Annotated in this window: 21 protein-coding genes, 2 pseudogenes and 2 riboswitches; of the genes and pseudogenes, 15 read left to right on the forward strand and 8 right to left on the reverse strand. The window is 70.9% G+C overall.

Going from position 1 to position 22227, the window contains the following annotated elements; genetic code table 11:
- The first annotated feature begins 58 nt into the window (after positions 1–58).
- Positions 59–940, forward strand: coding sequence for a YegS/Rv2252/BmrU family lipid kinase (locus tag Q8A52_RS22750; RefSeq protein WP_316754548.1), 882 nt, complete (start codon positions 59–61; stop codon positions 938–940).
- A 566-nt stretch (positions 941–1506) separates the two neighbouring features.
- On the opposite strand, the gene Q8A52_RS22755 is transcribed toward Q8A52_RS22750, so the two are convergent.
- Positions 1507–2631: a DUF6745 domain-containing protein gene (locus Q8A52_RS22755; protein ID WP_316754550.1), complete on the reverse strand. Its 1125-nt coding sequence runs from the start codon at positions 2629–2631 to the stop codon at positions 1507–1509.
- 32 nt (positions 2632–2663) lie between these two features.
- Positions 2664–2990 carry a hypothetical protein gene (locus tag Q8A52_RS22760; RefSeq protein ID WP_316754552.1) on the reverse strand — a complete coding sequence of 109 codons (327 nt, stop codon included), beginning with the start codon at positions 2988–2990 and terminating at the stop codon, positions 2664–2666.
- Between the two features lie 174 nt (positions 2991–3164).
- Between Q8A52_RS22760 and Q8A52_RS22765 the strand changes: the two genes are divergently transcribed.
- The 9 genes from Q8A52_RS22765 to Q8A52_RS22805 all read left to right on the forward strand — a co-directional run bounded on the left by Q8A52_RS22765 (position 3165) and on the right by Q8A52_RS22805 (position 11100).
- Entirely contained in the window at positions 3165–4124 is a 960-nt protein-coding gene (locus tag Q8A52_RS22765) for an STM4015 family protein (RefSeq protein WP_316754554.1), read from the forward strand.
- Between the two features lie 11 nt (positions 4125–4135).
- Entirely contained in the window at positions 4136–5086 is a 951-nt protein-coding gene (locus Q8A52_RS22770; RefSeq protein ID WP_316754555.1) for an STM4015 family protein, read from the forward strand.
- Complete coding sequence (locus Q8A52_RS22775; RefSeq protein WP_316754557.1) at positions 5067–6248, forward strand: STM4014 family protein; 1182 nt, start codon at positions 5067–5069, stop codon at positions 6246–6248. The genes Q8A52_RS22770 and Q8A52_RS22775 overlap by 20 nt, the downstream gene beginning before the upstream one ends.
- 109 nt (positions 6249–6357) lie before the next feature.
- On the forward strand, positions 6358–7185 hold the full coding sequence (locus Q8A52_RS22780) for an STM4013/SEN3800 family hydrolase (RefSeq protein ID WP_316754559.1): 828 nt from the start codon (positions 6358–6360) through the stop codon (positions 7183–7185).
- Positions 7182–8525, forward strand: a complete 1344-nt coding sequence (locus Q8A52_RS22785; RefSeq protein WP_316754561.1) for an STM4012 family radical SAM protein — start codon at positions 7182–7184, stop codon at positions 8523–8525. Before Q8A52_RS22780 ends, Q8A52_RS22785 begins: the two co-directional genes overlap by 4 nt.
- 10 nt (positions 8526–8535) lie before the next feature.
- Positions 8536–9423, forward strand: a complete 888-nt coding sequence (locus Q8A52_RS22790; RefSeq protein WP_316754563.1) for an STM4011 family radical SAM protein — start codon at positions 8536–8538, stop codon at positions 9421–9423.
- Positions 9424–9489: 66 nt separating this feature from the next.
- Positions 9490–9638: riboswitch (cobalamin riboswitch) on the forward strand.
- Between the two features lie 36 nt (positions 9639–9674).
- On the forward strand, positions 9675–9896 hold the full coding sequence (locus tag Q8A52_RS22795; protein WP_031170427.1) for a CbtB domain-containing protein: 222 nt from the start codon (positions 9675–9677) through the stop codon (positions 9894–9896).
- Positions 9897–9915: 19 nt separating this feature from the next.
- Positions 9916–10668 (forward strand): CbtA family protein, encoded by a 753-nt coding sequence (locus tag Q8A52_RS22800; RefSeq protein ID WP_316754568.1) that lies wholly within the window; start codon positions 9916–9918, stop codon positions 10666–10668.
- Positions 10669–10764: 96 nt separating this feature from the next.
- Entirely contained in the window at positions 10765–11100 is a 336-nt protein-coding gene (locus Q8A52_RS22805) for a hypothetical protein (protein ID WP_316754569.1), read from the forward strand.
- Between the two features lie 71 nt (positions 11101–11171).
- On the opposite strand, the gene metE is transcribed toward Q8A52_RS22805, so the two are convergent.
- From metE to Q8A52_RS22825, 4 genes and pseudogenes are all read right to left on the reverse strand, one after another.
- Positions 11172–13484: a 5-methyltetrahydropteroyltriglutamate--homocysteine S-methyltransferase gene (gene metE, locus Q8A52_RS22810; protein WP_316754570.1), complete on the reverse strand. Its 2313-nt coding sequence runs from the start codon at positions 13482–13484 to the stop codon at positions 11172–11174.
- 151 nt (positions 13485–13635) lie between these two features.
- Positions 13636–13855: riboswitch (cobalamin riboswitch) on the reverse strand.
- Positions 13856–13999: 144 nt separating this feature from the next.
- Positions 14000–14123 (reverse strand): annotated as a pseudogene (locus Q8A52_RS22815) (thioesterase family protein); the annotation flags it as partial.
- Positions 14124–14166: 43 nt separating this feature from the next.
- Positions 14167–14493, reverse strand: a complete 327-nt coding sequence (locus Q8A52_RS22820; RefSeq protein ID WP_316754571.1) for a branched-chain amino acid transporter permease — start codon at positions 14491–14493, stop codon at positions 14167–14169.
- Positions 14486–14617, reverse strand: a complete 132-nt coding sequence (locus tag Q8A52_RS22825; protein ID WP_316754572.1) for a hypothetical protein — start codon at positions 14615–14617, stop codon at positions 14486–14488. The genes Q8A52_RS22820 and Q8A52_RS22825 overlap by 8 nt, the downstream gene beginning before the upstream one ends.
- Positions 14618–14665: 48 nt before the next feature.
- Between Q8A52_RS22825 and Q8A52_RS22830 the strand changes: the two genes are divergently transcribed.
- The 4 genes from Q8A52_RS22830 to Q8A52_RS22845 all read left to right on the forward strand — a co-directional run bounded on the left by Q8A52_RS22830 (position 14666) and on the right by Q8A52_RS22845 (position 20550).
- The gene (locus Q8A52_RS22830; RefSeq protein WP_316754574.1) at positions 14666–15019 is read left to right on the forward strand and encodes a VOC family protein; all 354 of its coding nucleotides are present in this window, start codon (positions 14666–14668) and stop codon (positions 15017–15019) included.
- A gap of 535 nt (positions 15020–15554) precedes the next feature.
- Entirely contained in the window at positions 15555–16148 is a 594-nt protein-coding gene (locus Q8A52_RS22835; RefSeq protein ID WP_316754576.1) for a hypothetical protein, read from the forward strand.
- A gap of 169 nt (positions 16149–16317) precedes the next feature.
- The gene (locus tag Q8A52_RS22840; RefSeq protein ID WP_316754578.1) at positions 16318–18381 is read left to right on the forward strand and encodes a galactose-binding domain-containing protein; all 2064 of its coding nucleotides are present in this window, start codon (positions 16318–16320) and stop codon (positions 18379–18381) included.
- Positions 18382–18735: 354 nt separating this feature from the next.
- Complete coding sequence (locus Q8A52_RS22845) at positions 18736–20550, forward strand: ABC transporter ATP-binding protein (protein ID WP_316754580.1); 1815 nt, start codon at positions 18736–18738, stop codon at positions 20548–20550.
- A gap of 56 nt (positions 20551–20606) precedes the next feature.
- Here Q8A52_RS22845 and Q8A52_RS22850 read toward each other — a convergent pair whose 3' ends face one another.
- Together Q8A52_RS22850 and Q8A52_RS22855 are read right to left on the reverse strand one after the other, a co-directional pair.
- Positions 20607–21125, reverse strand: a complete 519-nt coding sequence (locus Q8A52_RS22850; protein ID WP_316754582.1) for a calcium-binding protein — start codon at positions 21123–21125, stop codon at positions 20607–20609.
- A 156-nt stretch (positions 21126–21281) separates the two neighbouring features.
- Positions 21282–21498: pseudogene (locus tag Q8A52_RS22855) on the reverse strand (helix-turn-helix domain-containing protein); the annotation flags it as partial.
- Between the two features lie 168 nt (positions 21499–21666).
- On the opposite strand from Q8A52_RS22855, the gene Q8A52_RS22860 reads away from it, so the two are divergent.
- Positions 21667–22140 (forward strand): carboxymuconolactone decarboxylase family protein, encoded by a 474-nt coding sequence (locus Q8A52_RS22860; RefSeq protein ID WP_316754584.1) that lies wholly within the window; start codon positions 21667–21669, stop codon positions 22138–22140.
- The last annotated feature ends 87 nt before the right edge of the window (positions 22141–22227 follow it).

Here is a 22227-nt window from a genome sequence, read left to right on the forward strand (position 1 = left end):
CATCGTCCGTACAGCCCCTGCACACCGGCTCCCGTATCACCGCCCCGGAGGCTCATCCATGCGACAGTTCACCGCCGTCGTCAACCCCACCGCGGGCGGATCCAGCGCGGCGGCCGCGCTGATCCAGGTGGCACGCGTGCTGCGCGAGGCCGGGGCGGAACTGGAGACGGAGTACAGCCGCAGCCTGACCCACGCCCAGGACATCGCCCGCGGCGCGGGGGAGCGGGGCCGGGTGGTGCTCGCCGTCGGCGGTGACGGCGTCACCGGCGGCATCGGCGGCGCGCTGAGCGGCACCGACACCGTGTTCGGCATCGTCCCGGCCGGACGGGGCAACGACTTCGCCCGGGCGCTGGAGCTGCCCTCCGACCCCGATGCCCTGGCCCGGATCCTGCTCGACGGGGAGCCGCGCCCCGTCGACACCATCGAGGTGCACTCGGCCGTCCACGACGGGACGGTCGTCCTCGGCAGCGTGTACGCGGGCGTCGACGCGCTGGCCAACCGCCACGCCAACCACGCCCGACTGCTCAAGGGCGCCGCCTCCTACTACGCGGGAGGACTGCGTGCCGTGACCACGTGGCGCGCGGCGGACTACCGGATCACCGTGGACGGCGAGGAACATGCCATGCGTGGCTACACCGTCGTGGCCGCCAACTCCGCCTACTACGGCTCCGGCCGGATGATCGCCCCGGGAGCCCGCGTGGACGACGGCCTGCTGGAGGTCGTGATGATCAGCGAGGCCCCGCGCCACCTCTTCTTCGCCATGATGAACGAGCTCAAGTCGGGCGCACACGTCGCCCGACCGGAGGTCCGCATCCTGCGCGGCCGCGAGATCCGCATCGAGGCCGACCGACCGGTGCCGTACGGCGCCGACGGCGAGGTGGAGGCGGTTCTCCCCGTCACCGTGAAGGTGCTGCCCGGTGCGCTGAAGGTGCTGTACTGACGACTGGGTGAGGGCGCTGCGCCGACGACCGGCTGAGGGCGCTGCCGACGACCGGGCGGCGCGTCACACACGTCGGCTCGTCGCTGCGCCGCATCCGCCGCCCGGCGTGCCGCGAAGTCGGCGAACCCGGCAGCGCCGACCACACGCGGACGGTGACATCGGGACGTGCCGGCTCGTCCAGAGACGTGCCGGGGAACAGGTGGCCGATGAGCAGCAGGTGATGGACCGTCGGCACAACGTCCAGCAGCTCGGCGACCGTGGTCCGTCTGTCGTGGTCCTTGCCCCCGTAGCGGTATCCGTTCGCGGCGATGAGGACGGTCGGCCGGTACACCGAGTTCGCGCTGCCGGGCGCGCACCCGGTCGATGTCGGCCGCGGTGACGCTCCCGGAGCCCTCCGCGGTGGGTTGAGCGTGGTTCGGACCGCCGTAGTACGGAGTCCCCGGCTCCTTTCTCACGAACAGCCGTAGCGGGCCGAACTCTTCGGCGTCCGCGAACAGCAGGGGCACGGTGGCGTAGTACTGCTCGATACGGGCACGCAGCGAGTCACTCATGCGAGGCATCCCGCCTCACGTCTCCCGCAGCGGCGCATACGCCTCCGCGGACACCCCGAACGTCCAGGCGACACCCTCCCGCGCCGTCCGGGTCCTCGGCGGGACGCGCAGCCAGTAGGTGCGCCGTGTTCCGTCCGGCTCCGGAGTGGAGTTGATGACCTCCACCATCACGGCCGGCTCGTCGCCGTCCAGGTCGATCCGCCAGAGTGTCCCCGTCTCGTCCTGGTGCACGGGGCGTGCTCCGGAGTCCTCGAGGTAGCGGTCGTAGCCGTAGTACTCCAGCATCACCCGGCGCAGCTCGGCGTTCGCCTCGGCGCGGATCCGCTCCGGTGTCAGGGTACGAAGCTCCGCGAGGAAGACGGCCGGAACCGGCATACCGCGCCAGGCGTACAGGGCGAAACCGTCGGGATAGGCGAGGGCCGGGCCGTCCCCATGGTCCAGGCGGCCCGCTTCGTCGCGGTGCAGGGCGACGGGACGCTCGCATACGACCGCCACCTTGGCGAACGGCCACCACCAGCCGGCGCTCCGGCACACTTCGCCCAGCCCGTCCAGCGGAGCCCGGTCGGTGGGGAAGGCGGCCAGCCAGGGCGCGTCGTGCTGGCCCAGTACGGCGTCCAGCAGGAGAAGCCGGATCGCCGCCTCCTCACGGGAGCGGGCCGCCCGGTCCGGCGTGCCGGCTTCCTCGGAAGTGCCGGGACCCGCAGCCCTGCCGGAGCCGGCCGGGGCTGTGCCGATGAGTTCCTCCAGCACACCTTGGCGGATGCGCTCCACGAGCGCCTGCGTGTTCTCCCACAGCAGTCCGCCGGTGGCCGCCCAGTGCGCCGACCAGCCCACCGCCCCCAACTCCGCGTGGATTCGGCCGCGTTCGACCGCCCAGGGAGCCGTGCGCACCGCCTCCCGGACGCTGGGACCGGTGTCCTCCATACCCCGTATCAGGGTGAGTGCCTCGAGGGGCGAGCCGGCCCACACCACGTGCTCCGGCTCCATGAGCCCGGCCCGTCGATAGGCCAGGCGGACGCCCCGCTCGGCGCGCTCCCGTTCGGCGGGACCGGTCGCCGCGGCACATGCGCGCCACGACGCGGTCTCCTCGAACACCCCGGCCCGCGTGCCGAGTCCGGCCGCACTGTCCACGCTGCTCATCGTCCGCTCCGTCACCTTCCGCCGCACCTTGCTCAGTCCGCCACGATCCGCACGGACCCCGGCACGTACTCCCGCTGGCGGATCACCCGGTACCACCCCTTGGGCAGGGCGATCGCCGCGTGCTCCTCGTGGACCACCCGCCCGCCCTGGGGCAGGTGCAGCAGCATCGGTCCGAACGGCCCCGGCTCCCGCACCAGTTCACCCGGCCCGACGACCGCGTGCGCATGACCGGTGACCTCGCCGAGCGCCAGCACGAGCCGGCCCCGCCCGTCGCGGCTCTCTCTCGGTGCCGCGGCGACGTGCGACGGCACCGTCTCCTTTGCCACGGGCACGATCAGCACGTCTCCCTGCCGGTACACGGCGTCCCTCCCTCCGGCCGGGGCACCGCGCACCGGCCTCATGCCCCAGACAGTAGAAGCCGCCACTGACAACGGGCCGTCCCAAGGCCCCCGCCGCTCCTCGTTGTCAGTTCCTCTTGGTAGAACTGCGGCAGCACGGAACGGACGACCCACCTTCTCCACAGGAGCAGTCGCATGACCATCGGTGACCACCTCGACGCGCTGTACCGGCTGCCCGCCCACACCTTCCCCGGCCCCGACGCCCGCACGGTTGACCTGCCCGAGGCGGAGTCCGTCGCCTGGCGCATCACCAGTGACGTGTACGACGCGGACGAGGACTGGACGGAGGCCTTCGCCCGCTTCTGCGCCGCCGTGGACACCACTCGCGTGCGGGCCCTGATAGTCGGTGCCTGGCAGGAGGCGTACGACACCGACCCGTCCGGCGTGATCGAGGCGCTGCTGGCCGCGCGGGACCGATTTCCCGCCCTGCGGGCGCTGTTCCTGGGCGACATGGTCATGGAGGAGTGCGAGATCTCCTGGATCAACCAGACCGACGTCACCCCGCTCCTCGCCGGCTTCCCGGACCTGGAGGAGTTCGGTGTGCGCGGCGGATCCGGTCTGCGCTTCCCCGCCCTGCGCCACACCGGGCTGCGCCGGCTCACCATGGAGAGCGGCGGGCTGCCCGCCGAGGTCGTCCGTGGCGTGGGCGCCGGCGACCTGCCCGCGCTGGAGCACCTCGACCTGTGGCTGGGCACCCCCGACTACGGCGGTGACAGTGAGGCCGCCGATCTGGAGCCGATCCTGTCCGGCGCCCGGCTGCCGCGCCTGCGCCATCTGGCGCTGCGCAACAGCGAGATGCAGGACGCCGTCGCCGCCGCGGTCGCCGCCGCACCGGTGGTCGCCCGGCTGGAGGTGCTGGACCTGTCCATGGGCGTCCTGTCGGACGAGGGCGGCGCCGCCCTGCTCGCCGGTCAGCCGCTCACCCACCTCAAGCGGCTCGACCTGCACCACCACTACCTCAGCGAGCCGCTTCTGGAGCGGATACGTCAGACCCTGGAGCCCGCGGGCGTCGAGGTGGACCTCGACCGTGACGACGCCGACGAGGACCAGGACGACGACGGCACGGTGTGGCGGTACGTGGCCGTGGGCGAGTGAGCCCGAGCCCCATGAGCTACTACCCCTCCTACCTCAAGCACTTCCACGGTCTGCCGGTTCACCTCTTCGACGCGGACGGTGGCGGCCATGGCCGGCCCCGTCCCGAACCCGCCTCGGTCGCGTGGAAGCTGAGCGCCGACCGTCAGCACGCCTTCGAACCGCTGTGGCAGCGGTTCCAGGACGAGGTCCGCGCCGAGGAGGTCACCGCGCTCGTCATCGGCGCCTGGTGGCAGTCGTGGGACGAACACGGCATCGACCCCGCCCTCGACCTGCTCACGGCCGAGGCACATCGGTTCCCGCGGCTGCGCGCCCTTTTCCTCGCGGACGTCGAGTCCGAGGAGACGGAGATCTCCTGGATCCGTCAGGATCACCTCTCCCGCGTCCTGCGCGCCTGGCCCGAACTGGAGGAGATCGGGGTGCGCGGGGCGGAGGGGCTGGTGATCGAGCCCGTGCGCCACGACCGGCTGCGCACCCTGCGCATCGAGTCCGGAGTGCTGCCCGCGGAAGCCGTTCGCGCCCTGGCCGCCTGCACGTTCCCGGCCCTGCGTCACCTGGAGCTGTGGCTGGGCAGCCCCGACTTCGGCGGCAACTGCGAGGCCGAGGACGTCACCGCGCTCCTCACCGCGCTGGGCCACTGCCCCGAACTGCGCCACCTGGGGGTGAAGAACAGCGACATCCAGGACGCCGTGGCCGCCGCGGTGGCCCAGGCACCGGTCGTCGCGGGTCTCACCTCTCTCGACCTCAGCATGGGCACCCTCGGGGACGAGGGCGCAGACGCGCTCCTGTCGGGCCGGCCCTTGAGCCATCTGCGCGCTTTCGACCTGCGGTACAACTTCCTGAGCGACGAACTGGCCGAGCGCCTGCGCGAGACGCTGGAGCCGCACGGAGTCGATCTTGTCCTCACTCCGGCGCCCCGAAGCTCGTACCACCCCGAGGCACGCTATGTCGCCGTCGGCGAGTGACCCGGGACCGCGCTTCGCGGTCGTGGGTAATCCCGAGAACCGACGCGTCACCCTCTTCGGGGACGCGGTGCGCGCGGCCGGACTCGCCGCCCCGCGCATCGTCGCCTGGACGGACGTGCTGCGCGCGGGCGGAGCCGAGTTCGGGGCCGAGGAGATCGTCCGGATCGACTCGCCCGGTGAGAACGCCGAGGTCGACCGGCTGCTGCGCGGCGCCCAGGACCCCACCCGGGTCGAGGGTTCGGCCCGCTGGTACGCCGGGTTCATGGCCGCGCTGCGCGGGCTGGGCGGGGGCGTCCGACTGGACGACCCGGACGACCTCCCCGTGTTCTTCGACAAACGGCGCTGCCACGCCGTGCTCGACGCGGCCGGCGTGCCGGTGCCCGACTCACCCACCTCGGGGCCGGAAGCCGCCCCGGTGCGCGGCTGGGACGACGTACGGGCGCTGATGCGGGAACACCGCATGCCCCGGCTGTTCATCAAACCCGCGCACGGCTCGTCCGCTTCGGGCGTGCTCGCCGTGGAGTCGGGCGGCGGCGGCCGGATCAGGGCGACCACGTCCGTGGAACGCGCGGCGGACGGCCGCCTCTACAACTCCCTCAAGGTGCGCCGCTACGAAGGCGAGGCGGACATCGCGGCCGTCGTCGACGCGTTGGCCCCGGACGGATTGCATCTGGAGCGCTGGCTGCCGAAGGCTTCCCAGGAGGGGCGCGCGGCCGACTTGCGGGTCGTCGTCGTGGCCGGTCGCGCCACGCACGCCGTCGTCCGTACGAGCCGCTCACCCCTGACCAATCTCCACCTCGGGGGCCGCCGGGGCGATCTCGACGCGGCCAGGCAGGCCGTCGAAGCGGCGGGTGCGCACTGGACCGATCTGCTCGGCGTGTGCGAGCGGGCCGCGGCCTGCTTCCCCCGCACCCTCTGCGTCGGCGTCGATCTGCTGCCCGCCGTGGGCTGGCGCCGAGCCGCGGTCGGCGAGGTGAACGCGTTCGGCGACCTGCTGCCGCGCCTCACCGGCCTGCCCGGCAGCGGCGCCGAGGGTCTCGACACCTATGCCACCCAGGTGGCCGCCGCGCTGCGCCGCTTCGCCCCGGGCCGGCCGACGGCCGCTTCGCACCACCAGTACAGAGAAGGAAACCCGCATGCCCTCGCCCGCCCCGACGCCTGAGCCGCTCCCGCCCGGGAGCGCCCCCACCGCGCCTCCAGCGCCGGGTGAGCCCCACGAGCCGCATGTTCCACTTGCGCCGGATGGGCCGCACGAGCCGCATGCGCCGGACATGAACGAGATCATCGGCAGCCACGACATCCTCCTCGTCACCCTCGACACCCTCCGCCACGACGTCGCCAGCGAACTCGCCGCGGCGGGCCGCCTACCGAACCTGGCCCGCCACCTCCCCGGCGGCCGCTGGGAGAAGCGCCACGCCCCGGGCAGCTTCACCTACGCCTCCCACCAGGCGATCTTCGCGGGCTTCCTGCCCACCCCGGCCGCCCCCGGCCCGCATCCGCGCCTGTTCGCCGCAAGCTTCGCGGGCAGCGAGACCACCGCCAAGGGCACCTTCGTCTACGACACCCCGGATCTCGTCTCCGGCCTGGCCAAGGTGGGCTATCACACCGTGTGCATCGGAGGGGTGGGCTTCTTCAACAAGCTGGGCCCGCTGGGCTCGGTGCTGCCGGGCCTGTTCCACGAGTCCCACTGGACACCGGAGTTCGGCGTCACCGACCCCGCCTCCTTCGAGAACCAGGTGGCCTGCGCCGAACGCGTCGTACGCGAACTCCCCGCGGAACAACGGCTGTTCCTCTTCGTCAACGTGTCCGCCCTGCACCAGCCGAACTGGTTCCACCTGCCCGGCGCGACCCGTGAGGCCGGCGACACCCGCGCCACGCACGCCGCCGCCCTGGAGTACGTGGACCGGCACATCGGACGGCTCTTCGCCGCCGCGAGCAGCAGACGCCGCTGCTTCGCCGTCGTCTGTTCCGACCACGGCACCGCCTACGGCGACGACGGATACACCGGCCACCGACTCGGCCACGAGTCCGTCTGGACCGTGCCCTACGCCCACTTCTTCCTGGAAACCGCGTCCCGCCCGACGGAGGCCGCCCGATGACCACCGCCGAGCGGACGACGTTGACCAGCCCCTACCAGAGCTACGTCTACGCCTACCCCCACAAGACCGCCTACCGCCGGCTCCACGACCGCCCCCTGCTGAACACTCTCTGGGCGGCCGAACCCAAAAGCACCCTCTCCCTCTACCTCCACATCCCCTTCTGCGAAGTCCGCTGCGGTTTCTGCAACCTGTTCACCCGCATCGGCGCCCCCGCCGGCCTGACCGGCGCCTACCTGGACGCGCTGGAGCGCCAGGCGGGGGCCGTACGGGAAGCGCTCGGGGACACGGACGAGGTCCGGTTCGCCACGGCGGCCTTCGGCGGCGGCACCCCGACCTTCCTCACCGCCCCCGAGCTCGAGCGTCTGTGCGACATCGCCGAACACCGCATGGGCGCCGATCTGCGCGCCGTCCCGCTGTCGGTCGAGGCCTCCCCGGCCACCGCCACCGCCGACCGGCTCACGGTCCTCGCCGACCGCGGCACCACCCGGCTGAGCCTGGGCGTGCAGAGCTTCGTCGACTCCGAGGCCCGCGCCGCCGTACGCCCGCAGCGCCGCGCCGACGTGGAGTCGGCCCTCGCCCGCGTCCGCGACGCCGGCATCCCCGTCCTCAACATCGACCTCATCTACGGCATCGACGGCCAGACGGAACGGAGCTGGCTGGACTCCCTCGACGCGGCCCTCGCCTGGCGTCCCGAGGAGCTCTACCTCTACCCCCTCTACGTCCGCCCCCTGACCGGCCTGGGCCGACGCGATACCGGCCCCGACCCCGCCTGGGACGAACAGCGGCTGCGCCTGTACCGCGTCGGCCGCGACCACCTCCTCGCGCACGGCTACACCCAGCAGTCCATGCGCATGTTCCGCCGCACCGACGCCCCGCCCCAGGGGGCCGACGACTACGCCTGCCAGACCGACGGGATGATCGGCCTCGGCTGCGGTGCCCGCTCCTACACGGCCGGTCTGCACTACTCCTTCGACTACGCCGTGGACATGCACGAGATCCGCGCGATCATCGACGACTACGTCTCCCGCCCGGCCACCGACTTCGCCCACGCCGAGTACGGCCGCCTCATCGACACCGACGAGGCACGTCGCCGGCACCTCCTGCAGTCCCTCCTCCAGGCCGAGGGCCTGCGCCTCGACGACTACCGCGCCCGATTCGGAGCGACCCCCGCCGACCACTTCGGCCCCGAGCTCGCCGGCTTCGCCGAGCGCGGCTGGCTGACCGACGACCGCACCACCCTCAGGCTCACCCCCGAGGGAATCGCCCACTCCGACGCGATCGGCCCCGACCTCTTCTCCCCGGCGGTCCGGGCCGCCATGGCCGCCTACGAGAGGAAGTGACCGGCCCGCCATGGACCTCACCCTCCTCTACCGGGGCCCCCTCGCCTCCTGCGACTACGACTGCCCCTACTGCCCCTTCGCCAAGCGACGCGACACCGGCGCCCAACTGCGCGCGGACCGCGCGTCCCTCGAGGGCTTCGCCGCCTGGGCCCGGCAGCAGACCGGCGACCGCCTGTCCATCCTGTTCACCCCCTGGGGAGAGGGCCTGGTCCGCTCCTGGTACCGGCGCACCCTCGCGGACCTGTCCCATCTGCCGCACATCCGGCGCGTGGCGATCCAGACCAACCTCAGCTGCCGTACCGACTGGCTCGCCGAGGCCGACCGCGACACGCTGGCCCTGTGGTGCACCTACCACCCGGGGCAGACCCCCTACGACCGCTTCCTCACCAAGTGCCGCGATCTGACCGAGCGCGGCATCCGCTTCAGCGTCGGCATCGTCGGCCTGCCCGACCATCTCGACGCGGCCCGGCACCTGCGCGCCGACCTGCCCGAGCACGTCTACCTGTGGGTCAACGCCGCCGAGGGACACCCGTACACCGACGCTGAGGCCGACCGGTGGACGGTCCTGGACCCGCTCTTCCCCTACAGCCGGCACCCGCACACCAGCGCGGGGCTGCCCTGCCGCACCGGCGACTCCGTGATCTCCGTCGACGGCGAAGGCACCGTCCGCCGCTGCCACTTCGTGCCTACCCCGCTCGGCAACCTCTACGACGGCTCGTACCGCACCGCCCTGCGCCCCCGCCCCTGCCCACTCGCCGTCTGCGACTGCCACATCGGGTACGTGCACCTGGAGACGCTGCCCCTGTACGACGTCTTCGCGGGCGGCGTCCTGGAGCGCGTCCCGGCCACGGTCCCCGCGACCCCGATCCGCCACCTGTCACGCCTGACGGGGAGTTGACCCGCGCCGTGCTCCGCCGGGCCGCCCGGCGGGAGAGGAAGATCACGCCTGGTGGATGCGGTCTTGGCCATGTCCCCGACTCGCGGTACCGTCGGTTCGATATCGACGACGGCGAGACGGAAGCCGGTGGGAGTCCGGCACGGTCGCGCCACTGTATGCGAGAGGCCCTGGGGCGTTTCGTGAGTCAGACCCGTGGCCGTCGTCCAGTGCACCACCGAGATGGGACGCGAACTCCCAGAGGAGGCCCTGCCATGGCGCAGACCGTCGCCCAGCCGACAGCCACCACCCCCGTCGTTCCCGCCACGCTGCCGCTGAAGGCGATAGCACCCTGGGCGGTCTTCTTCGGCATCCTGATGCTGGTCCTGCTGTACTTCGTCGGCGCCGAGCAGGGCGCCACCTCCGTGTTCAACGGCACGGACGTCCACGAGTGGGTGCACGACGCCCGCCACCTGCTCGGCTTCCCCTGCCACTGACGAGGGGCGCCGCACACCCATGAACTCCGCAACAGTGAGAAACCTCCTCGTGCGGGGCATGCTCGCCGGCCTGGCCGCCGGCGTGCTCGCCCTCGTCGTCGCCTACTTCCTCGGTGAGCCGAGTGTCGACAACGCGATCAGCTTCGAGGAGGCGCACTCCCACGAGCACGAGATGGAGGTCGTCTCCCGCTCCCTGCAGTCGACCGCCGGACTCGCCACCGGCGTCCTGGTCTACGGGGTCGCCTTCGGCGGCATCGCGGCACTCGCGTTTTCCTTCGCGCTCGGCCGCGTCGGCCGGTTCGGCCCCCGGGCGACCGCGCTACTGCTGTCCGGGTGCGCACTGCTGGCCGTGTACGTCGTGCCCTTCCTCAAGTACCCGGCCAACCCGCCCTCCGTGGGTGATCCCGACACCATCGGCAAGCGGACGACGCTGTACTTCCTGATGATGGCGCTCAGCGTGCTCCTCGCGATCGCCGTCACCATCCTGGGCAAGCGGCTCGCGCCCCGGCTGGGCACCTGGTACGCGACCGTCGTCGCGGTGGCGGCCTTCGCCGTCGCCATCGGGCTCGCGTACGCGTTCCTGCCCGTCGTCAACGAGGTGCCCAAGGACTTCCCGGCCACCCTGCTGTGGCGGTTCCGGCTCTCCGCGCTGGCCATCCAGACGGTGCTGTGGGGCGGATTCGGCCTCGTCTTCGGCGAGTTGGCCGAGCGGATGCTCAATCCCAAGCCCGCGACAGCCTCGTCCGCGCGGGCAGTTCCAGCCGCGCGCTGATCCCTTCAGGACACAAGAGGGCCCTTCGGAACCATCGGGGGGCCCTCTCGCGTTCTCGGGACACCGACCGGCGGAGGCGACGAGCGGAGAAGCCCCTTGGCCAGACATCCCCAGCCGCGCCACATCACCCTGGGCGGACGTGAGGCGGTGGCCCTGACCCTGGAGGAGTACGAGCAACTGATCGCCAGCCGACGGCAGATCGGCGGTCAGAGCGCCCGTGTCCGAGTTCTCGCCCAGCAGGCGAAGCGCACGGAGCAACTGCTGCGGGAACTGGAGACATTGATCGCGGCCGCCGAGCACGGTTCGGTGGACGGTTGCACGTGTCCCGCGCCGGGCCCCGCCGTCGAGGAAACGGCGGCGGAAGCGGATCCCACGTGCCTGCGCTGCGCGCTAGCGGCCCTGCTGCGTCGCCACCGGGAACCGTCCGCCTGACAGCCCGTCCCGGGGACGCGTGTCCGCTCCGGCTCGAGCGGGCCGGAGCGGACACGCCTGTCAGACGACTGTCACGACAGCTCGTCGCGGACCGCGCGGGCGGCCGCGACCAGGTTCTCCAGTGAGGCGCGGGTCTCCGGCCAGCCGCGGGTCTTCAGGCCGCAGTCGGGGTTGACCCACAGGCGTTCGGCGGGGATGGCCTTCAGGCCGGTGCGCAGCAGTTCGGCCGCCTCCTGAGCGGTGGGCACGCGCGGGGAGTGGATGTCGTACACGCCGGGTCCGGCCTCGCGCGGGTAGCGGTGGGCGGCGAGTTCGCGGGCGACCTGCATACGGGAGCGGGCCGCCTCCAGGCTGATGACGTCGGCGTCGAGGTCGTCGATGGCCCGGACGATGTCGCCGAACTCGGCGTAGCACATATGGGTGTGGATCTGTGTGTCCGGCCGGACGCCACTGGTGGTGAGCCGGAACGCCTCCGTCGCCCACGTCAGATAGGCCGACCGGTCGGCGGCGCGCAGCGGCAGCGTCTCGCGCAGGGCGGGTTCGTCGACCTGGACGATTGAAGTCCCGGCCGCCTCCAGGTCGTTGACCTCGTCGCGCAGGGCGAGGGCGACCTGGCGGGCGGTGTCGGCGAGCGGCTGGTCGTCGCGCACGAAGGACCAGGCGAGCATGGTGACCGGGCCGGTCAGCATGCCCTTGACCGGACGGTCCGTGAGCGACTGGGCGTACGTCGTCCAGCGCACCGTCATCGGCTCGGGGCGGGAGATGTCGCCGGCCAGGATCGGCGGCCGGACGTACCGGGTTCCGTAGGACTGGACCCAGCCGTGCCGGGTGGCCAGGTAGCCGGTGAGCCGCTCGGCGAAGTACTGGACCATGTCGTTGCGTTCGGGCTCGCCGTGCACGAGGACGTCCAGGCCGGCCTTCTCCTGGAAGGCGATCACCTCCCGGATCTCCGCCCTGATCCGCTCCTCGTACCCGGCTGCACCGATCCGGCCCGCGCGCAGGTCGGCGCGGGCGGTGCGCAGCTCGCCGGTCTGTGGGAAGGAGCCGATGGTGGTGGTCGGCAGCAGCGGCAGGCCGAGGTGGGCGCGCTGGGCCGCGGCCCGCTCGGCGTACGGCGGGACGCGGCGGGCGTCGGCGTCGCCGACCGCGTCAGCACGGCCGCGGACGACCGGATCGCGCGTGATGAGCGAAGACGCTCGGGAGACCAGATCGGCCCGGTTCACGGCGAGTTCGGCGGCGATGGCATCGGTGCCGCGGGCCAGGCCCCTGGCCAGGGTGACGATCTCGGCCGTCTTCTGTCGGGCGAAGGCGAGCCAGCGCAGGAGTTGGGGTTCGATGTCCCGCTCGGCGGCCGCGTCGAGGGGGACGTGCAGCAGGGAGCAGGACGCGGCCACGTCCACCCGGCCCGCCAGGCCGAGCAGAGTGCCAAGTGTGGCGAGAGACTTCTCCAGGTCGTTCACCCAGACGTTGCGGCCGTTGACGACCCCGGCGACCAGGCGCCTGCCGGGCAGCCCGCCGACGGCCGCGAGCGCGTCCAGGTTGGCGGCGGCGGCCGCGGTGAAGTCCAGCGCCAGTCCGTCGACCGGCGCCTTGGCGAGGATGGGCAGGGCCTCGCCCAGACGGTCGAAGTAGGAGGCGACCAGCAGCCTGGGGCGGTCGACGAGGGCGCCGAGGTCGCGGTAGGCACGGGCCGCGGCGTTCAGCTCTCCCGGGGTCCGGTCCTGGACCAGGCCGGGTTCGTCGAGCTGTACCCACTCGGCGCCGGCCGCGCGCAGGTCGGCGAGGACCTCGGCGTACACCGGGAGCAGACGATCGAGGAGCGTGAGCGGGTCGAAGCCGGCGGCCACGCCGGGGGCGGGCTTGGCGAGGAGCAGATAGGTGACGGGACCGACCAGCACGGGCCGGGCCGTCAAGCCTAGGGCCAGGGCCTCCCGGAGTTCGGTGACCTGCTTGGCGGAGTCGGCCGCGAACACCGTGTCCGGGCCCAACTCCGGGACGAGATAGTGGTAGTTGGTGTCGAACCACTTGGTCATCTCCAGGGGCGCCACGTCCTGGGTGCCGCGTGCCATGGCGAAGTACCCGTCGAGCGGGTCCGCGGTGACGGCGTCGCGGTGGCGCGCGGGGATCGCGCCGACCATGACGGTGGTGTCCAGGACGTGGTCGTAGTACGAGAAGTCGCCGGTCGGCACTTCGTCGATGCCGGCCTCTGCGAGCTGCCGCCAGTTGGTCCGGCGCAGTTCGACGGCGGTGGCGCGGAGGGCGTCGGCGCTGACCCGGCCCTTCCAGTAGCCCTCGATCGCCTTCTTGAGTTCTCGGCCCAGCCCCTGGCGGGGGTAGCCGTACACGGTGGCCCGTGCTGCCGCGGCTGCGGGCTTGGTGGTCACGGAGATCTCCTTCGCGAGATGAATCCCTGAGATCCCGGTGACGGGAGGAGAGCGCGAAGGGATGACGGACCGGACGGCAGCGGCCCACGGCCGTCCGCTCGGTCTGTACGCGACCCGCCCTCGAGGTCACCGGGATGTCCGCGTACGAGTGCTTCGCACGCGGGCAGTGGCAGGTCTTCGGACTCGCGGGCACGTCCTCACCGAGGAGGACACCTACTGGCCGTCGCTTCCCAAGCCCTCCTGGGCCCAGTGCGTATGACGGCGGTCGTTCCCGCTCACCGCTGCGGGGCAGTCCCGGATTCCCACCGGGTTCCCTCTTACGACGCTTCCCGCCTGGCGGACGGGGCGAACCAGCTGCACGGGCCAGCCTAGAGGGTCACGCAGGCCGCCGGAGCGTCACTCCACCATTCGGACCGCCGTCGCAGCAGGGCCCGTTCAGACCTCGCCGTACACATGGACCCCCTGCCCGCTCCAGCCGCACCGTGGAGAGCGCCGCCTCGTGTGCGGCCGGGTCCCTTCCCGGCACCTGCGCGGCAGATCGCGTGCACGACGAGGCCGCCGAGCGGGCTGAAGTGCTGTTCGTCCGAGGCCCGGGCGCCGCCGGCGTGCGGGCTGGGGTTGTAGCGGTGGTCGTTCCATCCGCTCGTAGTAGCTGCCGGGCTTCAACGGATGGTCGGGGCGATCACAGGGCGTGGACCATAACGACGTAGACGGCGGTGCCCATGCCCACGCTGAGGATCGTGCGGCGTCCGAAGGCCAGGTGCACGCCGATGGTGACGGCGACCGCGAGCGGGGCGTACCAGGCGCCGTGCGGGCCCTTGGCCATCGTGCCGCGCAGGGCCGTCACGGCGAGGATCATGAGGATGCCGACCGGCATCCACACCGACAGTTGCCGGACCAGCGTCGCGTCGCGCAGCCTGCCGAGGACCGCGAAGGGCAGGGCACGCAGGGCGAGCGTGATCGTGAAGACGATCGCCAGGACGGCTGTCAGGTACGGGGTGCTAGGCATGGGCGGCCTTCCGGGACATCAGGGCGTGGCGGCCCAGGAGCAGGCCGGCGAACAGCAGCCAACGGGTCATGACCACCCCGCGCATCAAGAACGTCACGTCGCACTTCACGATGAAGACCGTCAAGCCGGTGCCGTAGAGCCCGCCTGATTGCCCTCCTGGCAAGATAGGGGCATGGAACGTGTGCTTGGAATCGGTGGTTACTTCATGCGGGCCGCCGACCCGCAGGCCCTGAGTGCCTGGTATCGCGATTGCCTGGGCCTGGACGCCGATGAGCACGGCCTGTGGCGTCAGGAAGCCGGGCCGACGGTGTTCGCGCCGTTCGAGTCCGAGACCGACTACTTCGGCTCCCGCGCCCAGCAGACCATGCTCAACTTCAGGGTCCGTGACCTGGATGCGATGCTCGCGCAATTGCGCGCCAAGGGCGCTGACGTGGCTGAAGAGACGCAGGACATGGAGGGTATCGGTCGATTCGGCTGGGTCACCGATCCCGAGGGCAACCGGATCGAGCTGTGGCAGCCGGCCTGACCGCGTTTTCACACAAAGAATGACCTGGGCGGTCTTGCCACCCGGGGCCACCTGCGCGCCCCGGACGGGCCGCCTTCGTCTCCGGCAAGCGCGAGCAGGACGTGATCAGGACCATCAGAGCGGCCAGTCCTCCCAGCGGATCGCCGTCGAACACGCAAACGCCGAACTGCGCCGATGGCGCCCCTTGCCGCGCTGGAGTACGCCCGTCACAGTGACCCCGGGGTGGCGCCTTCGGTGGCGCTCGAGGTCATCGCGCCCGAATATCCTGGGCGGCCGGCGGTCGTTGCGACAGCGAGGATGACCATGACCCGCAGCACACCGCCCCGCCCCCTGGACATCGAGTGGGAGTTCCCCGAGCCGGGCCGCCACCGGACCGTCTGCACCCGGTTGCACCCGTGCCCCGGAGCGCCCGAGCCCGGTGAGAGTTCCGTGGGCGGCCCCCTCCTGTGGCCCGCGGACGAGTCGTGGCCGGTCTGCCGGAAGCCGCATCCGCGGAACAGAGGCCGGCGGATCGAGGAGGTTCACGAGAAGCGCCGTGTGCTCGCAGGCCTCGCTTCGGGCCGACGCGGGTCCCACGGACGAGGAACGGGAAGTCCTGGCGTCACTCGGCCACGAGCACCGCGTGTCCGGGCTCGGTGACACCGATCCCATTCCCCTCGTGCCGCTGGCGCAGCTGTTCGCAAGGGATGTTCCGGGGCTCGTGGTGCCCGAGGGGCGCGATCTTCTTCAGGTGCTGTGGTTCCCGTTCGACGCACACGGCTCACCGCCCGCACCGGATGTGCACCTGGTCTGGCGCGGTGCGGCCGAGATCGGCGACCTCTTGGCCGGGCCGCCGCTCCCCGCGGTGGTCGGCCACGAGGGGTACGTACCGGAACCCTGCACGCTCCACCCGGAACAGGTGACGGAGCACGAGTGGGCCGAACTGTTGCCCAAAGACCTTCAACTGCGCCTCGCCTCCGCCGAGTGGGGAGGCGTCCGCAGCAGTTGGACCCCGCTCGAAGACCTCCTGGTGCTGGGCACGTACGGCCTGAACGTTCCCACCCGGGTGAGCGTCGGCAGAGGCGGCCACGTCGATGTCTTCGTCTGCTCGGCCGACCCCGCTCATGACCACAGGTCCAGTCTCCAGTAGGGAGTTGGGGGCCTCGTTCGGCAGGTCGATCGTTCACGGCTATTGACTCCGCGTGCAACAGTGGCGATCCTCGTCGGCATATCTTGCGCGGGTCATGTCAAGTCGGGTGGGTCTGCTGGCCACGGCCCGGCTCGTCGGCCGCGCTTCCCCCGACCGAGGGACGTGGTGTGTGACCGTGACCGGACGCCCGTACCGCAGACGCAAAGACGTCGCCGTTGTCTCGCTGCTCCTCCTCGTACTGGCCGCAGTCCTCGGCCCCACCCCGAGTTCGGCGGCCGGCAACGACTGGTGGGTTCCGACCGCACGACCCACGCCGGACTCCCAGATCAATGTCACCGGCGAGCCGTTCACCGGCACCAACGCCAAGGGCGAGGTACGCGGGTTCGTCGACGCCCACGATCACCTCTTCGCCAACGAGGCTTTCGGCGGGCGGCTCATCTGCGGCAAGACGTTCTCCGAGGCCGGGGTCGCCGACGCGCTCAAGGACTGTCCCGAGCACTACCCGGACGGCTCGCTCGCGATCTTCGACTTCATCACCAAGGGCGGGGACGGCAGACACGACCCGGTCGGCTGGCCCACGTTCAAGGACTGGCCGGCCCATGACTCGCTGACCCACCAGCAGAACTACTACGCCTGGGTGGAACGGGCCTGGCGCGGCGGCCAGCGGGTGCTCGTCAACGACCTCGTCACCAACGGTGTCATCTGCTCGGTCTACTTCTTCAAGGACCGCAGCTGCGACGAGATGACGTCGATCCGACTGCAGGCGAGGATGACCTACGACCTGCAGGCCTACATCGACAAGATGTACGGCGGCCCGGGAAGGGGCTGGTTCAGGATCGTCACCGACAGCGCGCAGGCCCGCGACGTCATCAAACAGGGCAAGCTGGCGGTCATCCTGGGAGTGGAGACCTCCGAACCCTTCGGCTGCAAGCAGATCCTGGACATCGCGCAGTGCAGCAAGGCGGACATCGACGCCGGCCTGGACGAGCTGTACTCGCTGGGCGTGCGGAGCATGTTCCTGTGCCACAAGTTCGACAACGCGCTGTGCGGTGTGCGCTTCGACTCCGGCAGCCTCGGAACGGCCATCAACGTCGGGCAGTTCCTGTCCACCGGCACCTTCTGGAAGACCGAGAAGTGCACGGGCCCCCAGCACGACAACCCCATCGGCTCGGCCGCGGCACCCGGGGCCGAGGCGAAACTACCGGCGGGCGTGAGTGTCCCCTCGTACGCCTCGGACGCGCAGTGCAACGTCCGCGGTCTCACCGATCTCGGTGAGTACGCCGTGCGCGGCATGATGAAACGCAAGATGATGCTGGAGATAGACCACATGAGCGTCAAGGCCGTCGGCCGCGCGCTGGACATCTTCGAGTCGGAGTCGTACCCCGGCGTCATCTCCTCGCACAGCTGGATGGACCTGAACTGGACCGAGCGGGTCTACGGTCTCGGCGGATTCATCGCCCAGTACATGCACGGCTCGGAGGGATTCGTGGCCGAGGCGAACCGTACGAAGGCGCTGCGGGACAAGTACGACGTCGGCTACGGCTACGGCACGGACATGAACGGTGTCGGCGGCTGGCCGGGACCCCGCGGTGCGAACGCCCCCAACAAGGTCGAGTACCCCTTCCGCAGTGTCGACGGCGGATCCGTCATCGACCGGCAGACCACCGGCGAGCGCACCTGGGACCTGAACGTCGACGGAGCCGCGCACTACGGCCTCGTCCCGGACTGGATCGAGGACATCCGGCTCGTCGGCGGCCAGGACGTGGTGAAGGACCTCTTCCGCGGTGCCGAGTCCTACCTCGACACCTGGGGAGCCACCGAGCGGCACCAGGCCGGAGTCAACCTGGCCAAGGGCGGCGAGGCCACGGCCAGTTCAACGGAGTGGAACCCGTTCACGAGCTATGCGCCGAGCCGGGCCGTGGACGGATCCCGGGACACCCGCTGGGCCAGCGGCTGGAGCAACGACCAGTGGCTGCGCATCGACCTGGGCTCCACCAACCGGGTCGGTCGTGTCACGCTCGACTGGGAGCGCGCGTACGGGAAGTCGTACCGCGTCGAGCTCTCCACCGACGGCGAGCACTGGCAGACCGCCTGGTCCACCACCTCCGGCGACGGCGGCCTGGACACTGCCTCGTTCGCCGGCACGCCTGCTCGCTACGTCCGCATCCAGGGCGTGGAACGCGGGACCGGCTGGGGTTACTCGCTCCATGAGGTCGGCGTCTACAGCTCCTGAGCAGAGGGTGCCCGGCCTGCCCACCGCGGGCGGGCCGGGCACGTCCGTGACGGCCGGGCAAGGTCCGACGTACTGAGACGGATCGCGGTCGGCTGCCGGTAGCCGTGTCCGATCTGCGTGGAAAACGCTTGGACTGTGCGGGCCGCGTTGCGGGACACTGCGATTCCTGGCCTGCCCGTACTGGCACTTCGGCGTTTCCACACCTTGCGTGGGGGCGCCGTCGTTGTGCCCACAAGTCGGCGGACGACCGACCGAGGGCACTCCCCGAACCACAGCTCCGCCCGGCTGCCCAGGCAAAGGCAGCTTCCGGAAGCAGCACGTGGCAGGCCTCCCTACGACACCTACAGGGTTGGGATGGGATCGCCCGAATCACGTGAGGCTCCGCCGCGCAGGGGCTCGGTGCTGCTCGCGCTGCGTTACTACGGACGGGAGTTGGCCCGGCTCCGGCGGTGGACGGTGCCCGCCATGCTGCTGCCCGCGCTCGGCAACATCGGGATCAACTACCTGGCGCCCTTGGCCGTTGCCAAGCTGGTCGGCCGAATCGCCGACGACAGCGACATCGCGATGAGTGCGACGCTGACCTACGTCCTCGTCTTCGCCGGCGTACTGCTGCTCGCGGAGATGCTGTGGCGCATCGGCCTGCACTGCCTCAACCGCTGCGACGCGCTTGGCATCGAGCACCTGTACGTCATCGGTATGGACGAGCTGTTCGCCAAGGACGCCGCGTTCTTCCACGACAACTTCGCCGGCTCGCTGACCAAGCGGGTCCTGAGCTTCGCCTCCCGCTTCGAGGAGTTCGTCGACACTCTGACGTTCCAGCTCGTGGGCAGCCTGGTGCCACTGCTGTTCGGATCGGTGGTGCTGTGGCGTTATGAGCCGATGCTGGTCGTCGGGCTCCTGGTGATGATCGCGCTGACCGGGGCGTGCGTCGTGCCCCTGATCCGGCGCCGCCAGAGGCTCGTCGACCAGCGCGAGGAGGCGATCGCCCGGGTGTCGGGCCATGTCGCCGACAGCTTGATGAACATGGACACGGTCCGGGCCTTCGCCGCGGAGGAACGCGAGGCCGCCGAGCACCGCTCCCGTGTCGCGGAGTCGAGGCGGCTCACACTGCGGTCATGGGACTACGGCAACCTGCGTATCGACACCCTGGTCGCGCCGATGTCCGTGCTGACCAATGCGCTGGGCCTGCTGCTGGCGATCGTGCTGGGCGGCGGCAGCCACGGGGTGGAGGCGGTCGTCGTCGCCTTCACGTACTACACCAACGCGACACGCATCATGTTCGAGTTCAACCAGATCTACCGTCGGCTGGAGAGCTCGATGACGGAGGCCGCGCAGTTCACCGAACTGCTGCTGGAGCCGCCGACCGTGCTCGACTCGGCGACGCCGGAGCCGCTGCTGCGCGGTGCCGCCGACGTCCGCTTCGAGAAGGTGACCTTCGCCCATGGAGGCGCGAAGCCGCTCTTCGAGGGACTCGACCTGGACGTGCCGAGCGGGGCGAAGATCGGGCTCGTCGGCCGGTCGGGCGGGGGCAAGACCACGCTCACCCGGCTGTTGCTGCGGATGACCGACATCGACGGCGGCCGCATCCTGATCGGAGGACAGGACATCGGCAGACTCCGTCAGGCCGACCTGCGCAGTCTGATCGCCTATGTGCCGCAGGATCCGGCGATGTTCCACCGGACCCTGCGGGACAACATCGCGTTCGCCCGGCCGGACGCCACCGACGCAGAGATCCGAAGCGCGGCGGAGGCGGCACACGTCACGGAGTTCGCCGATGCGCTCCCCGACGGCTTCGAGACCATGGTGGGGGAGCGCGGCGTCAAACTGTCCGGCGGGCAGCGCCAACGGGTGGCCCTTGCCAGGGCGATCCTGCGGGACGCGCCGATCCTGCTGCTCGACGAGGCGACCAGCGCGCTGGACTCCGAGAGCGAGATCCTGATCCAGGAGGCGCTGTGGCGGCTCATGGACGGGCGGACGGCGCTCGTGGTGGCGCACCGCCTGAGTACGGTCGCCACCATGGACCGACTGATCGTCCTGGACCGCGGACGGATCGTCGAGCAGGGCACGCACCAGGAACTGCTCGCGACGGACGGCACCTACGCGAAGCTGTGGCAGCACCAGTCGGGGGGCTTCCTCGACGACCGTCCGGCGCAGGCCGACGTGCATTGAACGCCTTGGAGGAAGCGGACCGGCCAACTCGCCGACGAGCTACCGGAGTCAACGGGTCAGCTGCACCCGTTTCCGACGGCGGGGCTGACACAGAGGTTGTTGCCGGTGCCGCCGTCGTTGGTGTTGGTGCCGGGGCCGCCGGCCAGGATGTCGTCGCCCGCCTCGCCGAAGAGAGCGTCATCGCCGTTGTCACCGCTGACGAAGTCGTTGCCGTTGCCGCCCTCGACGCGGTCGTCGCCGTCGTTGCCGATCAGAGCGTCGTCGCCGTCGCCACCGCAGATGAGGTCGTTGCCACCGCGGCCGTCGACCACGTCCGAGCCACCGAGAGCGAAGATGACGTCGTTGCCGGGGGTGCCGATCAGAACTTCGCTGTCATTGGTGCCGTTGATCGTAGGTGTGGCGGTCGCACAGGTGACGGTGGGTGGCACCGCCGCGGCGGGCATGGCAGTGGGTACCACCAGCGCCGCCGCCGACAGCATCGGCGTGGCGAGCAGGAGGCCGACGTGCCTGGCACTTCGCCGCCCACCTCCGGCACCGCGCTGTCGATGTACCACGCGCTCCAGGGGCAGTCTCATGATCACGACTCCTCAGCGATGGCCGCGGCACTCGTCTACGGCGTGCCACGAACGTCGGACGATGCAACGGGCCCCATGCCGGGACCGCTCGACCATGAGGCCACACCTGCCGGGTGCGGCGTCCGAGACACACCGCCACACCAAGCCCTGATCCGCCTACCAGCCGCAGCGTGCCCCCATCCGGCGGAACGCACGGATGAGGGTGTCGAGTTCGGTGAAGCCGCTGCTGGAGGCGACGCGTTCAAGGGTGTCGTGCGTGGTCTCGAGCCGGTTCCGGGCGACTTCGAGGCGAGCCGATTCGAGGTGGGCGGCCGGGGGTCATCCCGAGTCCCGACCTGAAGATCCGGGTGAGTTGACGCTCACTCACATGGGCAAGCGATCGGCACACTGAACTGGCTTTGTCCGCCCGGTCGCTTCGGCTTCCCCTCGGCTTCCTCCCGATCGTCCCGGAGGAGACGCACGTCACCGACGCTCCTGTCACATCGTGACGAGTAGCTCCGTCAAGGAGGTGTACCCACCAGCAACGGCATAGGAGATCACGATGGACGCTCGCCTGAACATGTTCGGCAACCCGGTCGCGGGCAAGTTCCTCAGGTACATCAACTCGGCCGGAAAGGTCGTCGACGACTCCACACTGCCGGCCGCGACTCGGGAGCTGGTGAAGATCCGCGCCAGCCAGATCAACGGCTGCGGCTTCTGCACCGACATGCACACCAAGGACGCCGCCCACGCCGGGGAGACCTCGACGCGCCTCAACCTGATCGCCGCCTGGCGCGAGGCGAAGGTGTTCACCGAGCCGGAGCGTGCTGCCCTGGAGCTGACGGAGCAGGGCACCCGCATCGCCGACGCGGCCGGTGGCGTCACGGCCGAGGCCTGGGCAAATGCCGCCAAGCACTACGACGAGGACCAGCTCGCCGCCCTGGTGGCCCTGATCGCCGTCATCAACGCCTACAACCGGGTGAACGTCATCGTCCAGCAGCCCGCCGGCGACTACCAGCCCGGCCAGTTCGGATAACCGGGAGTACGGGCCTTCGACCGCCGGTGCCCGTCTCGGCCGGCAGCAGTACCCGCCCCGGGCGCCTCTCGTCGACCCGGGGCGCCC

The sequence above is a fragment of the Streptomyces herbicida genome, assembly GCF_032656585.1.
GTDB lineage: Bacteria > Actinomycetota > Actinomycetes > Streptomycetales > Streptomycetaceae > Streptomyces > Streptomyces herbicida.

Coding starts and splice junctions, on each gene's coding strand:
- Q8A52_RS22750 (WP_316754548.1), top strand. CDS start 59: ATGCGACAGTTCACCGCCGTCGTCAACCCCACCGCGGGCGGATCCAGC.
- Q8A52_RS22755 (WP_316754550.1), bottom strand. CDS start 2,631: ATGAGCAGCGTGGACAGTGCGGCCGGACTCGGCACGCGGGCCGGGGTG.
- Q8A52_RS22765 (WP_316754554.1), top strand. CDS start 3,165: ATGACCATCGGTGACCACCTCGACGCGCTGTACCGGCTGCCCGCCCAC.
- Q8A52_RS22770 (WP_316754555.1), top strand. CDS start 4,136: ATGAGCTACTACCCCTCCTACCTCAAGCACTTCCACGGTCTGCCGGTT.
- Q8A52_RS22775 (WP_316754557.1), top strand. CDS start 5,067: ATGTCGCCGTCGGCGAGTGACCCGGGACCGCGCTTCGCGGTCGTGGGT.
- Q8A52_RS22780 (WP_316754559.1), top strand. CDS start 6,358: ATGAACGAGATCATCGGCAGCCACGACATCCTCCTCGTCACCCTCGAC.
- Q8A52_RS22785 (WP_316754561.1), top strand. CDS start 7,182: ATGACCACCGCCGAGCGGACGACGTTGACCAGCCCCTACCAGAGCTAC.
- Q8A52_RS22790 (WP_316754563.1), top strand. CDS start 8,536: ATGGACCTCACCCTCCTCTACCGGGGCCCCCTCGCCTCCTGCGACTAC.
- Q8A52_RS22795 (WP_031170427.1), top strand. CDS start 9,675: ATGGCGCAGACCGTCGCCCAGCCGACAGCCACCACCCCCGTCGTTCCC.
- Q8A52_RS22800 (WP_316754568.1), top strand. CDS start 9,916: ATGAACTCCGCAACAGTGAGAAACCTCCTCGTGCGGGGCATGCTCGCC.
- Q8A52_RS22820 (WP_316754571.1), bottom strand. CDS start 14,493: ATGCCTAGCACCCCGTACCTGACAGCCGTCCTGGCGATCGTCTTCACG.
- Q8A52_RS22830 (WP_316754574.1), top strand. CDS start 14,666: ATGGAACGTGTGCTTGGAATCGGTGGTTACTTCATGCGGGCCGCCGAC.
- Q8A52_RS22845 (WP_316754580.1), top strand. CDS start 18,736: ATGGGATCGCCCGAATCACGTGAGGCTCCGCCGCGCAGGGGCTCGGTG.
- Q8A52_RS22850 (WP_316754582.1), bottom strand. CDS start 21,125: ATGAGACTGCCCCTGGAGCGCGTGGTACATCGACAGCGCGGTGCCGGA.
- Q8A52_RS22860 (WP_316754584.1), top strand. CDS start 21,667: ATGGACGCTCGCCTGAACATGTTCGGCAACCCGGTCGCGGGCAAGTTC.